The sequence below is a fragment of the Sporosarcina sp. NPDC096371 genome (assembly GCF_044762865.1).
Taxonomy (GTDB): Bacteria; Bacillota; Bacilli; order Bacillales_A; family Planococcaceae; genus Sporosarcina.
This window is the reverse complement of sequence record NZ_JBIWFE010000001.1, coordinates 911,685-928,642: the sequence shown is the minus strand read 5'-3', so window position 1 is coordinate 928,642 and position 16,958 is coordinate 911,685. Positions and strand designations below refer to the sequence as shown.

Genomic DNA, 16,958 nt, shown 5'->3' with positions numbered 1-16,958 from the left:
CTCAGTTTCCGGACAAATAAAGGTCCCGGTTTTTCAAATGTTGATCATACGAGTCAGTAAAATGATTGACTCCTTGCTTATCCGCTAGGAAATACAGATAGTCCGTCTTTGCAGGATCAATAACTGCCTCAAGCGAGGACTTTCCTGCTCCAGCAATCGGCCCTGGCGGCAATCCTTTATTGACATACGTATTATAGGGATCTTGCACTTCCAAATCAGCATATAGGACACGATCTTTATGTTTTCCTAATGCGTACAGGACTGTTGGATCCGTTTGCAAAGGCATATCAATCTTTAGTCGATTGAAAAATACGCTAGCAATGGTTTCCCGATCCGATTGCGCTGTCGCCTCTTCTTCGAGTAAGGAAGCGAACGTCAACAGCCAATGTACCGATTTCTCCTCTTTTTGAAGAAAATCAAGAAAAGGTGTGACAGTTGTTGCGGTCGCACGGACCATCGTTTCAACAATCGTTTCAACAGTTGGTTTTTCTTCATAAAAAGGATATGTCGCAGGGAATAAATAACCTTCTAGTGGATATTTGATATTTTCTGCCCGAATATCCTCCGTCAGGATTGTTGGATATTTACCTATTAGCATACTGATCGTCGCTTCGTCATTGACATAAGCAAGAAATTCATCCTCTGAAATTCCTGTGTGTTTTGCTACGATTTTCGCAATCTGTTGCAAAGTTAAGCCTTCCGGAATCGTAATGGTAAATACAGGTGTTCTGTATACTTTGCCAGTTTTCAGGCTTTCAATCAATTCATCCAACGTCATCGCTTTTGTCAAACCATACGTACCTGCTTGAAATTGGGATTCATTATTAAATTTCGCGTAATACTTAAAAATACGCGCATCTTTGATAATCCCTTGTTCTGCAAGTTTAGCGGAAATCGTGTCGAGTCCTGAACCAATTGGAATTTCCACTTCAATTACTTCTTCGGAATTCGGATCTATCGGCTGCAATGCACTTGTTATGTATTTATAGACAGAACGTCCGCCGATAAGTCCAATGAGAAGAGTAACTAACGTGATAATCAGAACAATTCTCCGAACAACTTTCACTTCTTTTTTCTTTTCACGCATCCGTTCAAACATGACATCTTTTTTTGAGCCATTCGCCATGCGGAATCCACCTCTTTCGATTGGAGCATCAACCGTAAGCCCCTTGTAAAATGACAATAATCAATCGCCCCAATGAAAAAACGGAACGGTCTGGACCGTCCCGTCCGTGCGCATATGGATTACTCTTCGTCTTCGTCCTCTTCAGCAAGGAACGTGTTCAACATTTCTTCAATCATTTCCCACTCAGCGTCGTCCTCAATTGGTAGCAACTCGCCATCTACGTTGTCTTCAGAAGGAACGAAGGCAGATGCGTGGATTTCAACTTCCTCATCGTCGTCTGTATCATCTTCACCCAATACGTGGTAAAGTACATATGATTTACCAAATTCCTCTGAATCGAATGTGAAAATAACCTCACATACGTGCTCTAAGCCATTCTCGTCTACAATCGTCATTGTTTCTTGTCCGTGTTCCATTCCGATCACCTCATCAATTTTTTGAATCAAGATACCCTTGAAGTATCATGATTGCTGCCATCTTATCAATAACAGTCTTTCTTTTTTTACGACTTACATCAGCGTCTATTAACACGCGTTCAGCAGCCATCGTCGTCAGTCGTTCATCCCATAATATAGCTGGAACACCGAATGTTTCTTTTAAAAGTTCCGCATAGTTTTCAGATGCTTCCCCTCTCGGTCCGACCGTGTTGTTCATATTTTTAGGGTAACCCACTACGAATCCACTCACACTGTATTCCTTTACAAGTTCCTGGATTCTTTCCATGCCAAACTGGCCGGCACTTTCATCGATCTTTATCGTTTCAATGCCTTGGGCTGTCCACCCAAGAGCATCACTGATCGCAACGCCGACCGTTTTGGACCCTACATCCAATCCCATTGTCCTCAATCCGGTTGTCCCCCGTTTTCACGGATATAAAACTTCACAAGTTCTTCTAGAATCTCGTCTCGTTCCAATTTCCGAATCAAATTACGTGCTTCCTCATGACGCGGTATATATGCTGGATCGCCCGATAGAAGATAGCCGACAATCTGGTTGATTGGATTATACCCCTTATCATCTAGTGCCTTGTGCACATGGAGCATGACCTGCTTAACTTCTTGCTCCATCGACTCTTCGGGAAAGTTGAATTTCATCGTCTTATCGTATAAATCCATAATCGACACCCCGCTTTCAGATCATCCGTTTTACGAATCGGATAGCATTCCGATTATCATTATAACCGATTCGTATCGTCCCATCAATCACGCTACAGCGAAATTGATTCAGTAGAGGTTTCCCCCTACTGAATAGAATGATACTTCGCATTCTTCCAGGCACTAAAGAGAAGTATAGTTCTCTCTTATAAAAGTGAAGGAATTCTGCTGAAGCAAGTTAAACAGATTTGACATAATCATACACGGATTGAAGCGCTTCATCAAGTTTTGATGCGTCTTTTGCTCCAGCCATCGCCATATCTGGTCGCCCACCGCCTTTACCATCACATTGAATTGCAACATGATTGACGATTTTACCAGCATGATAGTTCCCAGATTTCAAATCATCTGTCACACCTGCAACAAGCATTACTTTACCATCAACGGCTGCACCAAGGACAATAATTGCATTCGTTAATTTCTGCTTCATTTCATCCATCATCTGACGCAATCCATTGTTATCTTTGACATCTACACGTGTAGCAATGACCGAGACGTCACCGATTTGTTGCGCTGACGCCAATACGTCCGCAACCTGGCTATTCCCTAGTTTAGCAGACAGCGATTCATTGTCACGCTGTAACTCTTTCATATCCGCTAATACAGAACTGATTTTCGTTACTAAGTCTTTTGGATTCGATTTCAACAGACTTGCTGCACTGACAAGCGTAGCTTCTTCTTCTTTATATGACCGATAAGCTTGTTGTCCTGTCAATGCCTCGATACGACGGGTACCCGCCCCGATTCCACCTTCAGATACCAGTTTGAACAAACCGATAACGGACGTCGATGGAACATGACAGCCTCCACAAAGTTCCAACGAATAATCGCCGACTGATACGACGCGAACGACATCACCGTATTTTTCACCAAATAAAGCCATAGCCCCCATCTTTTTCGCTTCGTCAATTGGCTTTTCTGCAATATTTACGGCTATGTCTTGCCAAATTTTCTCATTAACCATCTGTTCGATTGTCTCAAGTTCTTCTTTCGTCACTTGGCCGAAATGCGAGAAGTCAAAACGTAGACGATCTGGACCTACATATGAACCAGCCTGATTGACATGCTCTCCCAATACTTCTTTTAACGCCTTGTGTAAAAGATGTGTTGCTGTATGGTTCCTAATTGTCAATTTCCTTGCTTCTTCATAAACCTCAGCTTGTACAGTTGCCCCTGTCAGCAATTCTCCTGAACGAATCACTGCCGTATGCAAGTTTTGCCCGTTTGGCGCCTTCTGAACATCTTTGATGTCTGCCACGAATGTATCACCGCTGATTGTCCCCTTGTCCGCTACTTGTCCGCCGCTTTCCGCATAAAATGGCGTGCGATCCAGGATAAACTGAATTTCATCACCTTCTGACACATGGTCTACTACATTCCCCTGTAGCAATAAAGAAACGACCGTTGATTGACACTGTAGTGTGTCGTAGCCTACAAATTCACTTTGAACATGAATTTCACCAAGCATTCCCGATTGAACATGCATCGAATCAACATCTTGACGAGCGGCACGTGCACGTTTACGCTGATTGTCCATTGCTGTATCGAAACCAGCACGGTCAACTGTGACATCTGCTTCTTCCGCAAATTCTTCCGTTAACTCAAACGGGAAACCATATGTGTCATAAAGTCGGAACGCATCCGCCCCCTCAATAACAGCTGTACCAGATGATTTTGCTTTATCGATAACACCAGTTAGAATAGCCAATCCTTCATTCAATGTTTCATGGAAGCGCTCTTCTTCGTTTTTAACCACTTTCATGATGAACGCCTGCTTGTCGTCTACTTCAGGATAGAAGTCTTTCATAACTTCCCCAACGACCGGTACAAGATTATACATGAACGGTTTGTGAATGCCAAGTTGTTTAGCAAAACGTACGGCTCTGCGCAGCAATCTTCTGAGGACATAGCCCCGACCCTCATTTGACGGTAGTGCTCCGTCTCCAATAGCAAAAGCAACTGTGCGGATATGGTCTGCAATAACTTTGAATGCAGTATCCTTCTCTTCAGTAACGCCATATTTCTCACCAGAAACCTGTTCAGTCGCCCGGATGATTGGTTGGAAAATATCGATATCGAAGTTTGTTGGAACGTTTTGGATGACAGATGCCATACGCTCAAGCCCCATGCCTGTATCAATATTCTTTTTCGGTAGTGGTGTGTACGTATTATCTGGATTATGATTGAACTCCGAGAACACAAGATTCCAGATTTCAAGATAGCGTTCATTTTCGCCGCCCGGATACAATTCAGGATCCGTGAAATCATCACCGTATGTCGGTCCACGGTCATAGAATATTTCAGAGTTTGGACCACTTGGACCTTCCCCAATATCCCAGAAGTTCCCCTCTAATCGAATAATTCGATGTTCAGGAATCCCTACTTTATCACGCCAAATTGCATATGCCTCTTCGTCTTCTGGATGGATTGTAATGGACAGAAGTTCCGGATCAAAGCCAACCCACTTTTCGTCCGTCAAAAATTCCCAAGCATGAAGAATCGCTTGCTCTTTGAAGTAATCTCCGATCGAAAAGTTACCAAGCATTTCAAAAAATGTATGGTGACGTGCGGTTTTCCCGACATTTTCAATATCATTTGTACGGATTGATTTTTGTGCATTGACAATACGCGGATTTGTTGGCACAACACGTCCATCAAAATACTTTTTAAGTGTCGCAACACCACTGTTAATCCAAAGTAGGGATGCATCGTCAATCGGGACAAGTGGGGCTGAAGGTTCGATACTGTGCCCCTGTTCTTTGAAGTATTCTAAGAACATCGTACGAATTTGTGACGTTGTTAAGTTTTTCATAAAAATTCCTCCTCATGATTGGGAAAAGCGTAGGCTAAAGAACGCAGCCAAAGTTCGCAGCGTCCTGCCGCAATAAGGAGGGATGAAGTGCAATCCCTCCCTGCTGCACACTCACATCCTGTGAGCACAAAAAAATCCCCGCCCCTAAAACAAGGGACGAAGATGTTAGTCTCGCGGTACCACCCTAATTACCGAACGACTTGCATTCGGCATCTCTGGTTGCCTTAACGCGGCGGACGGCAGGGATGAGCTGCACTCGGGAGTAGCTTTTCGACATCCACACTCGAAAGCCCTTTCAGCCAAGGGGCTTCTTTCTGAACGAGTAGACATGTGTACTTTCTCCGTCAACGTATTGCGTATGAACTGGGTATTTCGCTTCAATAGTCAGATGCTAATGCATTTCTATCTGGATTATAGAAAAGTTCTGTCCCCTTGTCAATCAGTTGCTTCAAGAAAGTCATAGGGCGTGATGCCTTTCATACCAATCAGCGGGTCAATTGTGATGAATGTATCAAGCGTTAGCTCATACACAATCGGTTCTGAATCATTTGTTTCAACAACTTCTTCTTGAGCCTGAACTTCTGATTGCTGGTCGGCAACTGCATTACTTTCTGACACAACGACATCGCCATTTAATCGTTCTTTCAATGTCGTCTGCCTTTCCAACTCATCCGTTCGGCTAATTCCTGCCCTAAACTCTTCCGGTTCTCCGCATAGGATCAGGAAGTTTTTCGCGCGTGTAATGCCCGTATATAATAAATTACGTCGAAGCATTTTGCGTTGACTACGTACGACAGGCATAATAACGATTGGGAATTCACTTCCCTGCGATTTATGAATCGAACAACAATAGGCCAACGTGATTTGGTTTAAATCACTTCGCTCATAAGTCACTTCAATCCCGTCATACGAAACGACAAGTAACTCCTTTTTGTCAATCGTCTCTTTCGCTTTAATAATCGAGATGACTTCGCCCATATCTCCATTGAAAACGTTACTTTCGGGTTGATTGACAAGCTGGAGCACTTTATCACCAATGCGGTATATGGCTTCGCCAAATACGACTTCTTTACGCTCAGGCCCTGGTGGATTGACCATTTCTTGGATCATCTTATTCAGCCCATCTATTCCAGCAGGCCCCTTATACATTGGGGCTAGGACTTGGATGTCTTTGATATGATGTCCTTTTGCAATGGCATTTTTGACAACTTGCTCCACAACTTCGAGGATGCGTTCCGCGCTCGCTTTGATGAACGATCGGTCGGATGTCTTTTGCGTGATGTCCGTAGACCATTCGGATCGTTTAATCATATGTGCCATTTCGATAATCGTTGAACCCGCACTTTGCCTGTAAATTTCGGTCAGTTCTACAACAGGCACCTTATCGGAATCCAACATATCTCTAAGGACCTGCCCCGGTCCAACCGGCGGTAACTGATCTTGGTCACCAACGAATAAGAGTTGGACATCGTTGGCGAGCGCTTTCAGAAGTTGATGGGCTAGCCAAGTGTCTACCATCGACATTTCATCGATAATAATGAGGCGCCCTTCCACTTCTCGCTCGGTTTCCTCTTCCTTCTCTAGTCCGTTAAATCCAAGTAAACGGTGAATGGTCATCGCGGGTAATCCCGTCGATTCTGACATCCGCTTCGCTGCACGCCCTGTGGGTGCCGCCAATACAATCGGAAACGGTTCTTGCTTCTTAGCGTACTCCTTTGGGTCAAGCGACAAGCCATGCAGTTCTGCATATACCTCGACCAGTCCGCGTATGACAGTCGTTTTCCCTGTCCCTGGACCACCTGTTAAAATCATAGCGGGGGAATGAAGTGCGGTCTCAATCGCCGCCACTTGCGTTTCCGCATAATTGACGCCAAGCCGTTCTTCCACTTCTCCAACCGCTTTTCTTATTTCAGATACAGGAAACCGATCCGTTGTATCATTTTGCAAAATCCGGTCAATTTTCGCCGCAATACCAATCTCCGAAAAATAAAGAGAAGGTATGTACAGTCTACGCCCTTCTGCCGCTAGTTTCCCTTCCTCAACAAGTTCAATGACCGCCTGGGAAATGGCATCAAACGGAATATCAACAGGTTGACTCATTTCAAGAAGTCTCTTCACTTCCGGTAAAATCGCTTCCGCTTCTACGAAAACATGTCCCGCGGATTGCACCGCTTGATTCATCGAATGGAGAATCGCAGCTTTTATCCTTGAGGGATGATTTCCCGTTATGCCAAGATTCTTACCGAGTTCATCCGCGCGTTGAAAACCGACCCCTTCAACTTCTTCAATGAGTCGATACGGATTTTCAGTCAGCTGTGTAATCGCTTCTTCACGATACGTCTGATAAATACGCATCGCGATTTGCGGACCAAATCCCCATTCATTCAACTGGATGATCGTCCGTTCGAGACCCATATTTTGTTCAAGGACAGAGACCAGTGTCTCTTTCTTGTCATCCGATAATCTGGGTACTGTATCCAAAACAGCTGGATTATCTAAGATTTTTTTAATAACATCTTTACCCAGTTTTTTGACGATTGTTTGGGCTGTTTTCATCCCGATACCTGGAAACAAATCTCCCGACAAATAATGAACAAGTCCCGTCTCCGTCGCCGGCATCTCTTTCGCAAACGTCTGCACGTCAAACTGCGCACCGTACGTAGGATGATTGACGAGTCTACCTGTAAATTTATAATCTTCTTCGGGTGTCAACTGCGGAAAACTACCTTTGACGATGATTTCCTTGTCCTCATACCCACTGTTCGTTTCGCGCACTTTCAATTTGACAATTGTAAAGAGACTATCAGGGTTATGGAAGATAGTCACAACCGGTCGCCCAATTAAAAAAATCTCTTCTACCTTTGCTACCCCGCTGTGTCCTTCCATCACCGCCACCCCTTTACTTTTCGTTTTCACCCAGTTGAATCATGTCATAGATATAACGTGCTTGAACATGCTCTGGATCGATTGTAAAGGCTTTTTCTAGATGTGCGAGTGCATCTTGTTTCTGCTCTGTCGACACTGCATACAAAAAGCCTAGATTATAATGTGCATCCGCATTTTCTTCGTCTTGCTCAATAATGAAACGGAATTCGGCTCCTGCTTCCGTAAATAACTCCATATTTGCAAGTACAATGCCATAAGATAGTCGTATTTCAAGATCATCAGGCGCCAATTCGGCAGCTCGTTGCAAGTACGGCAGGGCCAATTTCTCTTTGCCCGCACGTTCAAGGCTTTTACCGAGCATGAAATAAGCATCCGCTTCTTCCACGCCATGACGAATCGCTGTTTCGTATAATTTTGCCGCTTCCTCATAACGTTCTTTATTGTAATAAAGATTGGCAAGGCCATAAAATGCCGTGCCCGCTTCTGCATCAAACGTAATCGCTTTTTGGAAAAACGGCTCTGCTTTTTCAGCATCTCCTAGAGAGGCAAAAACATTCCCTAGGTTGATGTAACCAACCGCGTTTTCCGGATCCCCTTCAATTGCTTTCACAAACGATTCGACCGCTTTTTCATATTCTCCATCTTGCAGTGCAGTAATGCCGATTTCATTATAATTCATCTTTCAATTCCCCTTATCCAACGTATTCAAGTTGTTTACCATTTTTAATAACTGTATCGATTGTTCCGCCACCGAGACACTCGTCCCCATCATAGAAGACCACCGCTTGGCCTGGCGTAATTGCACGAACTGGTTGTGCAAATCGAACCACAGCCGTTCCGTCGCCAGTTAGCTCAACTGTAACCTCTGTATCCGGCTGACGATAACGGAATTTCGCTGTACAGTTAAACGTGGTTGGTAATTCGCGCACTGTTGAGAAGCCAACATCAATGGCTGTCAAACTATCTGAAAATAGTGCTTCATTATGGAAGTTTTGGCCGACAAGCAACACATTCGTCGCCAAATCTTTGCCGAATACAAACCACGGATCACCTGCTCCACCGATACCCAGACCGTGACGCTGACCGATTGTATAATACATCAGTCCATCATGACGACCGACTACTTCTCCATCCATCGTCTTCATATCACCAGGTTGTGCCGGCAAATACTGACCAAGGAAATCCTTAAAATTGCGCTCACCAATAAAACAAATGCCTGTAGAGTCTTTTTTAGCTGCTGTCGTAAGTCCTGCTTCAACCGCTTTTTCACGCACCAAACTTTTATCCATATGACCGATTGGGAACATAACTTTTTGCAGTTGTTCCTGAGTAAGCTGATTGAGGAAATAAGTTTGATCTTTATTTTCATCTTTCCCACGAAGCATGGACACGCCACCTTCTACTTCAACAACTTGTGCATAATGACCCGTCGCCAAATAATCCGCTCCAAGGCTCATCGCGTGTTCAAGAAAAGCTTTGAACTTAATTTCTTTGTTACACATAACGTCTGGATTAGGTGTACGTCCTGCCTTGTATTCTTCAAGGAAATAAGTAAATACTTTATCCCAATATTGTTTTTCAAAATTGACTGCGTAGTACGGAATACCGATTTCGTTACACACGCTGATGACATCTTCATAATCCTCCGTTGCAGTACAGACACCAAATTCGTCTGTATCGTCCCAGTTCTTCATAAAGATACCGATAACATCATATCCCTGCTCTTTCAATAGAAGTGCTGCAACGGATGAGTCGACGCCGCCTGACATGCCGACGACAACCCTTGTATCCGCTGGTGCTTTTGTTGTTCTCATATATTTCTCATCCTTTTTATCTTTATTCAGCTGAATACTCCCACCTCCATAGGTGGTGAATATTTGCGGTATTAATTTCCTGTCCAGCGTGTATTCGAACACCCGCCGAACAAAGATAAAGCCTCCGGCGGATGTCACGGATTTTAGGGGAACTTTTCGAGCTCACTCGAAAAAATCCGGACGCAATTACGCCGGGGCGTAATTGATAATCATTTCACAAGACGTTTGACAATGTTCGCTGTCGTTTCCGCTGCTTCCTTTATCACTTGCTCATCAAGCCCAAGCCCAAAGCTAAACCGTACTGAATTTCGCAGTTTCGGTGAACCTTCCCCGAACATAGCAGACAACACATGCGATGGATCGAGAGAACCAGCAGTGCATGCTGAGCCGCTTGAAACAGCAATACCCGCCATGTCAAGATTGACCAGTAGCGATTCGATATCCGTTCCAGGGAAGCTAATATTGATGACGTGTGGCAGTTTTTCCACATGTTCATCGACATTCACTTCATAGGAAACTGCTAGTTCATCAAATACATTCGTTAACATAGTGGCGTATTTTCTGTAATTCTCAGCATTTTGTTCCATGGTCTGTCCAGCAATGGTTACCGCCTCCGAAAAAGCGACAATTGCCGGAATATTTTCCGTGCCGGCTCGGCGTTGTCTTTCTTGTTGGCCACCAAAAAGCAACGGCGTTGTATCCGTTCCTTTACGTTGATAAAGGAAGCCTATTCCTTTAGGTCCGTTTAACTTATGAGCCGAAACCGATAGTAAATCGACTCCAAGTTCGTCCACATCAAGTGATACAAGTCCATATGCTTGAACGGCATCCGTATGGAATATGGCTTGATGTTCTTTCAACAACTGACCGATTTCACGAATCGGTTGAATGGTTCCCACCTCGTTGTTGCCATACATAATGGAAACAAGAATGGTTGAGTCCTTCAAAGCATTTTTCACTTGCTGCGCAGTGATTTGTCCATTTTTATCCACTTCTAAGTACGTGACCTCGTACCCAAGTAATTCAAGTTGTTTACATGGGTTTAATACAGCGTGGTGCTCAATTGCGGATGTAATAATATGGTTTCCTTTAGCTTTCATGGCCACGGCCGTGCCGAAAACTGCGTTATTATCCGCTTCCGTACCGCTTGCTGTAAAAATGATTTCTGCCGGTTCTGCATGAATAGACTGCGCCAATGTTTTTCTGGCGCCATCAAGCCATTTTCGCGCATCCCTACCGTAATGATGAATGCTGGAAGGATTGCCAAAAACAGATTCGAGCAGTTTATGATGCGTTGCGCTGACTGTCGGATGTATCGGGGTCGTCGCAGCGTGATCCAAATAAATTGTTGTCATAATTAAGACTCCTTTAAATATAAAACATATAACTATCACGTTCAGATGGTTGACCTGATTCCATCAAATCTTGAATCGTTGTGGTATCCAGCACTGCACGTACCGCTTCCCCCATACGTTTCCATAATTCCTGTTGAGGAACGTCAGATTCCTCCAACCCTTCTACAAGCTGAATCGGTCCTTCGAGGATGCGAATCACATCGCCTGCCGTAATTTCAGTTGGCTGCTTCGCAAGCATATACCCTCCGTAGGCGCCACGAACACTTTTCACGATACCACTATTACGTAGCGGTGGAATAAGCTGTTCAAGATACGCTTCAGATAATTCCTGTTCCTCAGCAATTTTACGTAGTGGTACAGGGCCTTCCCCATACTTACGTCCAAGCTCGACGACGATTGTCAATCCATATCGCCCTTTAGTTGAAATTTTCATCTACTAAATCCCGTCCTTTTCTTACGATTACTTCAAAATAGTATAGCATAAATGCGCACCTGCTAGCTTGAAATGACTTCCGTTCTTCTAATGTTGTATACTAGAGGAACTGATGTACGAGGAGTGATCGTTTGCATAATGAACCCTTGGCGTACCGTATGCGCCCCAGAAATATTGATGAAATAGCTGGCCAGAAAGACATTATCGGTGAACAGACAGCCCTTTATCGAATGATTAAAAACGGACATATCCCTTCCATGCTGTTATACGGAGAACCAGGAATTGGTAAAACGTCACTAGCGCATGCAATAGCTGGAACCAGTAACATTCCTTTCATCGCCATGAATGCAACCGTTTCCGGCAAGAAAGATGTCGAAGATGTAGTCGCAGAGTCACGGATAACAGGGAAAGTACTATTATTCCTCGATGAGATTCATCGTTTCAATAAATTACAGCAAGATACCTTACTACCCCATGTCGAAAGTGGCGCGATTGTGTTAATCGGAGCGACAACGGAAAATCCATACCACGATGTCAATCCCGCTATCCGTTCGAGATGCGGTGAAATTCGTCAGTTATCTAGGCTGGAACCGGAGGATTTGTTGGAAGTTCTTCATAATGCACTTACTGACGAAGAGCGTGGTCTTGGGAAAATGGCGATTGACATTACGGACGACCAGATTACGTTAATTGCTGAGGGAGTTAATGGGGATGCTCGCAAAGCGTTAACTGTGCTTGAATCGGTAATCTCTGCAAGCGATGAAACAGATGGAAAAACCATTGTCGAAGACTGGCTGATCGAAAACTTACTGGGCCGAATCGGTTTATTCGGCGATAAAAAAGGATCACATTTTTATAATCTGTTATCTGCCCTGCAAAAATCCGTACGTGGTAGCGACGTCAACGCCGCTATTTATTACCTTGCTAATCTGCTTGAAATTGGAGATTTAGTAGCTGTCTCTAGGAGATTACTTGTGATGGCCTATGAAGATATCGGACTCGCCTCTCCTGAGGTAGGCCCGCACGTCCTGGCAGCAACAGAAGCTGCCGTTCGACTCGGCATGCCCGAAGCGCGTATTCCACTTGCCAACGCCGTTATTGAAATGTGTCTCGCCTCTAAATCGAATTCGGCATATAAAGCATTCGATGCCGCGGTAAAAGCCATCAATGAAGGAAAAACCGGTGACATTCCACTCCATTTACGCGATGCTCATTACGCTGGAGCCGCGGAACTTGGGCATGTCGGCTACAAATATCCTCACGACACCCCACTCGGTTCGTTCGGTGGCTGGATCAACCAACAATACTTACCCGATAAACTTGTAGGCACAGAATTTTACAAGCCAGTCGGCGCAGGTGATGAAAAGAAGTTGGCCGCTATTTATGAAAAGTTGAAAGAATTTCGGAAAAGTTGATTGTCATCAAATATAACCGCCTGGAAATTGTAACCTTTTTCTCCCCCCAATCGTCTAACCAGTCAATAAGGGGGGACTTATTGTTGAATAAAAAATTTACGGCTATCCTACTTTTAGTCGGTCTATGTCTGCTTGCGGCGGCATGTAGTATGAGTACCTCACAAGAAAACGCAAAAACAGAAGAATCGAAGACCATCTCCAATGAGGTAGGAATGGAGAGTGAGATGGAACAATCGTCAGACAAAGATTCGTCACAGCAAACGCAGACAGGAAGCTCAACGGATCGAATGATTATCCATCAGGCACAATTGCAGATAAAAGTGAAGGAATTTGAACAAGCACAGCTGAATATTGAACAAAAGGTTACGGAATATGGGGGCTATATCGTTGAATCCAATGTTCATCGTCAAGATGCTGATGCCGTCAGTGGAACAATCACCATTCGCATCCCAGAGAAGCATTTCCAATCATTTTTAAAGGATGCTGAAGAGCAAGCAACTATCTTAGAACGCAATGTGACCGGGGAAGATGTTACGGAACAATATGTGGATTTGAAGTCCAGAGTCACATCTAAACGCGCGGTAGAAGCGCGACTTCTCGAGTTTATGAGTCAATCACAAAAGACGGAGGATTTATTGAAAATATCCTCTGATTTAGCGGCAGTCCAAGAAGAAATCGAATTGATTGTCGGTAAGATGAACTATCTTGAAAACCAAACATCTTATTCCACAATCGAAATTTCGATGTTCGAAGATCGTATTATCGTTCCTGAACTCGACAAAAACAATTTAGATACCTGGGATAAAACAAAAAAACAATTGGCGACCAGCACAAACTTTATGCTTGCAGCTGGTTCTGGATTGATTGTGTTCTTCATCGGAAACCTACCCGTGATTATTCTTCTATTACTAGTTGGAACTGTAGTTTATTTTATCATCAAAAGAAAAAAGCCAAATAAAAAATAAGTCTACGTAGAAATCTCCCTATGTCATCCAAGACATGGGGAGATTTTGATTTGTACCCGTTACTGCTTGTCCTTCACACGACGAATCGGAATATCGGCAACGATGTCGTTGACAACCCAACTGGCACAGACAAGGCCGGCAACCGATGGGACGAATGCGTTGGAAGCCGGGGGCATTTTGGCTTTGCGTATTTTCGCTTCCGGCTTGCCGACTGTATCGACGACGTCTTCCCTGATTACAATAGGGCTTTCATCAGAAAATACGACGGGAACACCTTTGTGGATGCCCTCTTTGCGAAGTCGCAGGCGGATTACTTTAGCAATCGGATCCGTATGCGTCTTGGAAATGTCCGCAATTTGAAAACGAGTTGGGTCCATCTTATTTGCTGCTCCCATACTTGAAATGATTTTCACATCACGTGTTAGACATTCCTTAATAAGGTGAATTTTATAAGCAATTGTATCTGACGCATCGATGACGTAGTCGGGCTTATAACTGAAAAACTCTTCAGCTGTTTCTTCTGTATAAAACATATGAAGTGAAATGACTTCACACTCTTTATTAATATCAGCAATACGCTCTTGCATAACTTCTGCTTTAGAGCGACCAATCGTCGATAAATAGGCGACAATCTGACGATTAATATTGGTAATATCTACGTCATCTTTATCCACGAGGATGATACGGCCTACACCACTTCTTGCGCAGGCTTCTGCCGCAAAAGATCCCACTCCCCCAACACCGAGTATGGCAACAGTCACGTCGCGCATACGTTGTACACCTTCTGTACCAATTGCTAATTCATTGCGTGAAAATTGATGCAACAAGCTAATTCCGCCTTCCATTCATTAAATAAGTACTATATTTCCCTAAACAGGGAAACTCCAGGGCGTCTGGTGCCCGTAGTTAGACAATAAAAAACCTCTCCGCACATGCGCCAGAGAGGGTTGTAGTTAAGTAAAGAACAAATCCCGAACGTGCCGTCTTTGTAGTATCGTTTTGAACCTGCAATTTCAGCAGGTGGGTGCCCTATCCGATTATTTTGGCGTCCCCCTAGAGGGCATGTCATCCTAATCGAAATGCGGGCTCCCGACGATAGAATGTTCGGTCAAAACTGATTGGCAAATAACGAACACTTCAGGATTTGTTATTAAAGATAGCTTAACACACATTGACAGGCAATTCAATATCTTTATAACAAGTTATTGAATTGGACAGTCGTTCATTACTTATTCTTGGACATCACAAGGATGCCAAGTTCTGCGAGTTGACCGTCATCGACACGGTCAGGCGCCGCTGTTAACAAGCAACTTGCACTTGCTGTTTTAGGGAATGCGATGGTATCCCGTAAGTTTGTAGAACCTGCAAGTAACATGACAATTCGATCGAGTCCAAATGCCAATCCACCATGTGGAGGCGTTCCGTAATCAAATGCGTCAAGTAAGAAACCAAATTGTTCCTGTGCTTGCTCCTTAGTAAAGCCGAGTGCTTGGAACATTTTCTCTTGAACATCGCGTTCGTAAATACGAAGTGATCCACCACCAAGTTCATATCCATTTAACACAAGGTCATAGGCTTGCGCTTTGACTGTTTCAGGGCTTGATACAAGTTCTTCCACATCAGCCGGCATTGTGAACGGGTGGTGTGCAGCGGAGTAGCGTCCCGCTTTTTCGTCATATTCAAATAGTGGCCATTCTGTAACCCATAGGAAATTGAATTTTGATTCATCGATCAAATTATGATCTTTTCCGAGCTTCGAACGAAGTGCACCAAGTGCATCTGCAACAACGCTTTTCTTATCTGCAACGAAAAGCAATAAGTCGCCAGCTTCAGCATCTGCCACTGCTTTCAAAGCCGCTCCTTCTTCTCCTTCGAAGAACTTGGCAATCGGACCTTTGAAACCTTCTTCGTCGACTTTCAACCATGCAAGTCCTTTGGCACCATAAAGTGCTGCAAACTCCGCCAGTGCATCAATATCTTTACGTGAATATTGATCTGCCAAACCTTTGGCATTGATCAATTTCACTTGCTGACCTGATTCGACTGCTCCAGCAAACACTTTGAAAGATGATTCTTTCATAACTTCGGACACATCCGTCAATTCCATGTCGAATCGTGTATCCGGCTTATCTGAACCATAACGTGCCATTGCTTCGTCATACGGAAGACGTTTTAATGGAAGTTCAATGTCGATGCCTTTGACATCTTTCATAACCTTTTGCATTAATTGCTCATTCAATGACATGATTTCTTCCATCGACATGAAACTCATTTCCATATCGATTTGAGTGAATTCCGGTTGGCGATCTGCACGTAGATCTTCATCACGGAAACAGCGTGCAATTTGGTAATAGCGGTCAAAACCGGATACCATTAACATCTGTTTAAACAATTGTGGTGATTGTGGCAACGCGTAAAACTCACCTTCATGGACACGACTCGGTACCAGATAATCGCGAGCTCCTTCTGGTGTTGATTTTGTAAGGATTGGTGTTTCCACTTCAAGGAATCCTTCGCTATCCAGGAAATTACGAACTGTTTTCGTAATGTCTGAACGCATTTTGAAGACATTTGCCAATTTTGGACGGCGCAAGTCTAGATATCTATATTTCAGTCTGATTTCTTCATTGACATCCGTTTCATCTTCAATCATGAATGGTGGGTTTTTTGCTTCGTTTATGATGGTTACTTCATCCACCTGAACTTCAATTGAACCTGTTTTCACTTTCGGGTTCTTTTGTCCTTCTTGACGCTCAACGACCTTGCCCGTAATTTCAACTACATATTCGTTCCGTAGTTTATCAGCAGTTGCTAGTGCTTCTGCTGAAATATCTGGGTTAAAGACAGCTTGAACAATTCCTGAACGATCCCGTACATCGACGAAGATTACTCCGCCCAAGTCACGCCTTTTTTGTACCCATCCCTTTAGTGTGACTGTTTCTCCGATTACTTGTTCTGTTAAATCCCCACAATAATGTGTCCGTTGCATTGCAATCAT

Annotated in this window: 14 protein-coding genes and 1 other RNA gene; 2 read left to right on the top strand and 13 right to left on the bottom strand. The window is 43.9% G+C overall.

Going from position 1 to position 16,958, the window contains the following annotated elements; all coding sequences use genetic code 11:
• Position 1 precedes the first annotated feature (1 nt).
• The 10 genes from mltG to cymR form a co-directional block, all read right to left on the bottom strand.
• Positions 2–1,126, bottom strand: coding sequence for an endolytic transglycosylase MltG (mltG, locus tag ACIQ0H_RS04295; protein ID WP_403412368.1), 1,125 nt, complete (start codon positions 1,124–1,126; stop codon positions 2–4).
• Between the two features lie 119 nt (positions 1,127–1,245).
• Entirely contained in the window at positions 1,246–1,542 is a 297-nt protein-coding gene (locus ACIQ0H_RS04290; protein ID WP_403411395.1) for a DUF1292 domain-containing protein, read from the bottom strand.
• A gap of 13 nt (positions 1,543–1,555) precedes the next feature.
• Positions 1,556–1,972: a Holliday junction resolvase RuvX gene (gene ruvX / locus ACIQ0H_RS04285; RefSeq protein WP_403411392.1), complete on the bottom strand. Its 417-nt coding sequence runs from the start codon at positions 1,970–1,972 to the stop codon at positions 1,556–1,558.
• Entirely contained in the window at positions 1,969–2,241 is a 273-nt protein-coding gene (locus ACIQ0H_RS04280; protein ID WP_403411389.1) for an IreB family regulatory phosphoprotein, read from the bottom strand. Before ACIQ0H_RS04280 ends, ruvX begins: the two co-directional genes overlap by 4 nt.
• A gap of 217 nt (positions 2,242–2,458) precedes the next feature.
• Positions 2,459–5,092 carry an alanine--tRNA ligase gene (gene alaS / locus ACIQ0H_RS04275; protein ID WP_403411386.1) on the bottom strand — a complete coding sequence of 878 codons (2,634 nt, stop codon included), beginning with the start codon at positions 5,090–5,092 and terminating at the stop codon, positions 2,459–2,461.
• Between the two features lie 435 nt (positions 5,093–5,527).
• On the bottom strand, positions 5,528–7,978 hold the full coding sequence (gene recD2 / locus ACIQ0H_RS04270; RefSeq protein ID WP_403412366.1) for an SF1B family DNA helicase RecD2: 2,451 nt from the start codon (positions 7,976–7,978) through the stop codon (positions 5,528–5,530).
• Between the two features lie 13 nt (positions 7,979–7,991).
• Positions 7,992–8,657 (bottom strand): tetratricopeptide repeat protein, encoded by a 666-nt coding sequence (locus ACIQ0H_RS04265; protein ID WP_403411383.1) that lies wholly within the window; start codon positions 8,655–8,657, stop codon positions 7,992–7,994.
• Between the two features lie 13 nt (positions 8,658–8,670).
• Complete coding sequence (gene mnmA / locus ACIQ0H_RS04260) at positions 8,671–9,792, bottom strand: tRNA 2-thiouridine(34) synthase MnmA (protein ID WP_403411380.1); 1,122 nt, start codon at positions 9,790–9,792, stop codon at positions 8,671–8,673.
• 209 nt (positions 9,793–10,001) lie between these two features.
• Positions 10,002–11,147 carry a cysteine desulfurase family protein gene (locus ACIQ0H_RS04255; protein WP_403411377.1) on the bottom strand — a complete coding sequence of 382 codons (1,146 nt, stop codon included), beginning with the start codon at positions 11,145–11,147 and terminating at the stop codon, positions 10,002–10,004.
• A gap of 13 nt (positions 11,148–11,160) precedes the next feature.
• Positions 11,161–11,580 (bottom strand): cysteine metabolism transcriptional regulator CymR, encoded by a 420-nt coding sequence (gene cymR / locus ACIQ0H_RS04250; RefSeq protein ID WP_403411374.1) that lies wholly within the window; start codon positions 11,578–11,580, stop codon positions 11,161–11,163.
• 131 nt (positions 11,581–11,711) lie between these two features.
• Here cymR and ACIQ0H_RS04245 point away from each other — a divergent pair, with 131 nt between their 5' ends.
• Together ACIQ0H_RS04245 and ACIQ0H_RS04240 are read left to right on the top strand one after the other, a co-directional pair.
• Entirely contained in the window at positions 11,712–12,995 is a 1,284-nt protein-coding gene (locus ACIQ0H_RS04245; protein WP_403411371.1) for a replication-associated recombination protein A, read from the top strand.
• 83 nt (positions 12,996–13,078) lie between these two features.
• Complete coding sequence (locus ACIQ0H_RS04240; protein ID WP_403411368.1) at positions 13,079–13,960, top strand: DUF4349 domain-containing protein; 882 nt, start codon at positions 13,079–13,081, stop codon at positions 13,958–13,960.
• 59 nt (positions 13,961–14,019) lie between these two features.
• Here the strand turns inward: ACIQ0H_RS04240 and ACIQ0H_RS04235 are convergent, their stop codons facing one another.
• The 3 genes from ACIQ0H_RS04235 to aspS all read right to left on the bottom strand — a co-directional run bounded on the left by ACIQ0H_RS04235 (position 14,020) and on the right by aspS (position 16,949).
• Positions 14,020–14,787, bottom strand: a complete 768-nt coding sequence (locus ACIQ0H_RS04235) for a tRNA threonylcarbamoyladenosine dehydratase (protein WP_403412363.1) — start codon at positions 14,785–14,787, stop codon at positions 14,020–14,022.
• 137 nt (positions 14,788–14,924) lie between these two features.
• Positions 14,925–15,107, bottom strand: a non-coding RNA gene (gene ssrS, locus ACIQ0H_RS04230) — 6S RNA.
• Between the two features lie 78 nt (positions 15,108–15,185).
• The gene (gene aspS, locus ACIQ0H_RS04225) at positions 15,186–16,949 is read right to left on the bottom strand and encodes an aspartate--tRNA ligase (protein ID WP_403412360.1); all 1,764 of its coding nucleotides are present in this window, start codon (positions 16,947–16,949) and stop codon (positions 15,186–15,188) included.
• Between the last annotated feature and the right edge of the window lie 9 nt (positions 16,950–16,958).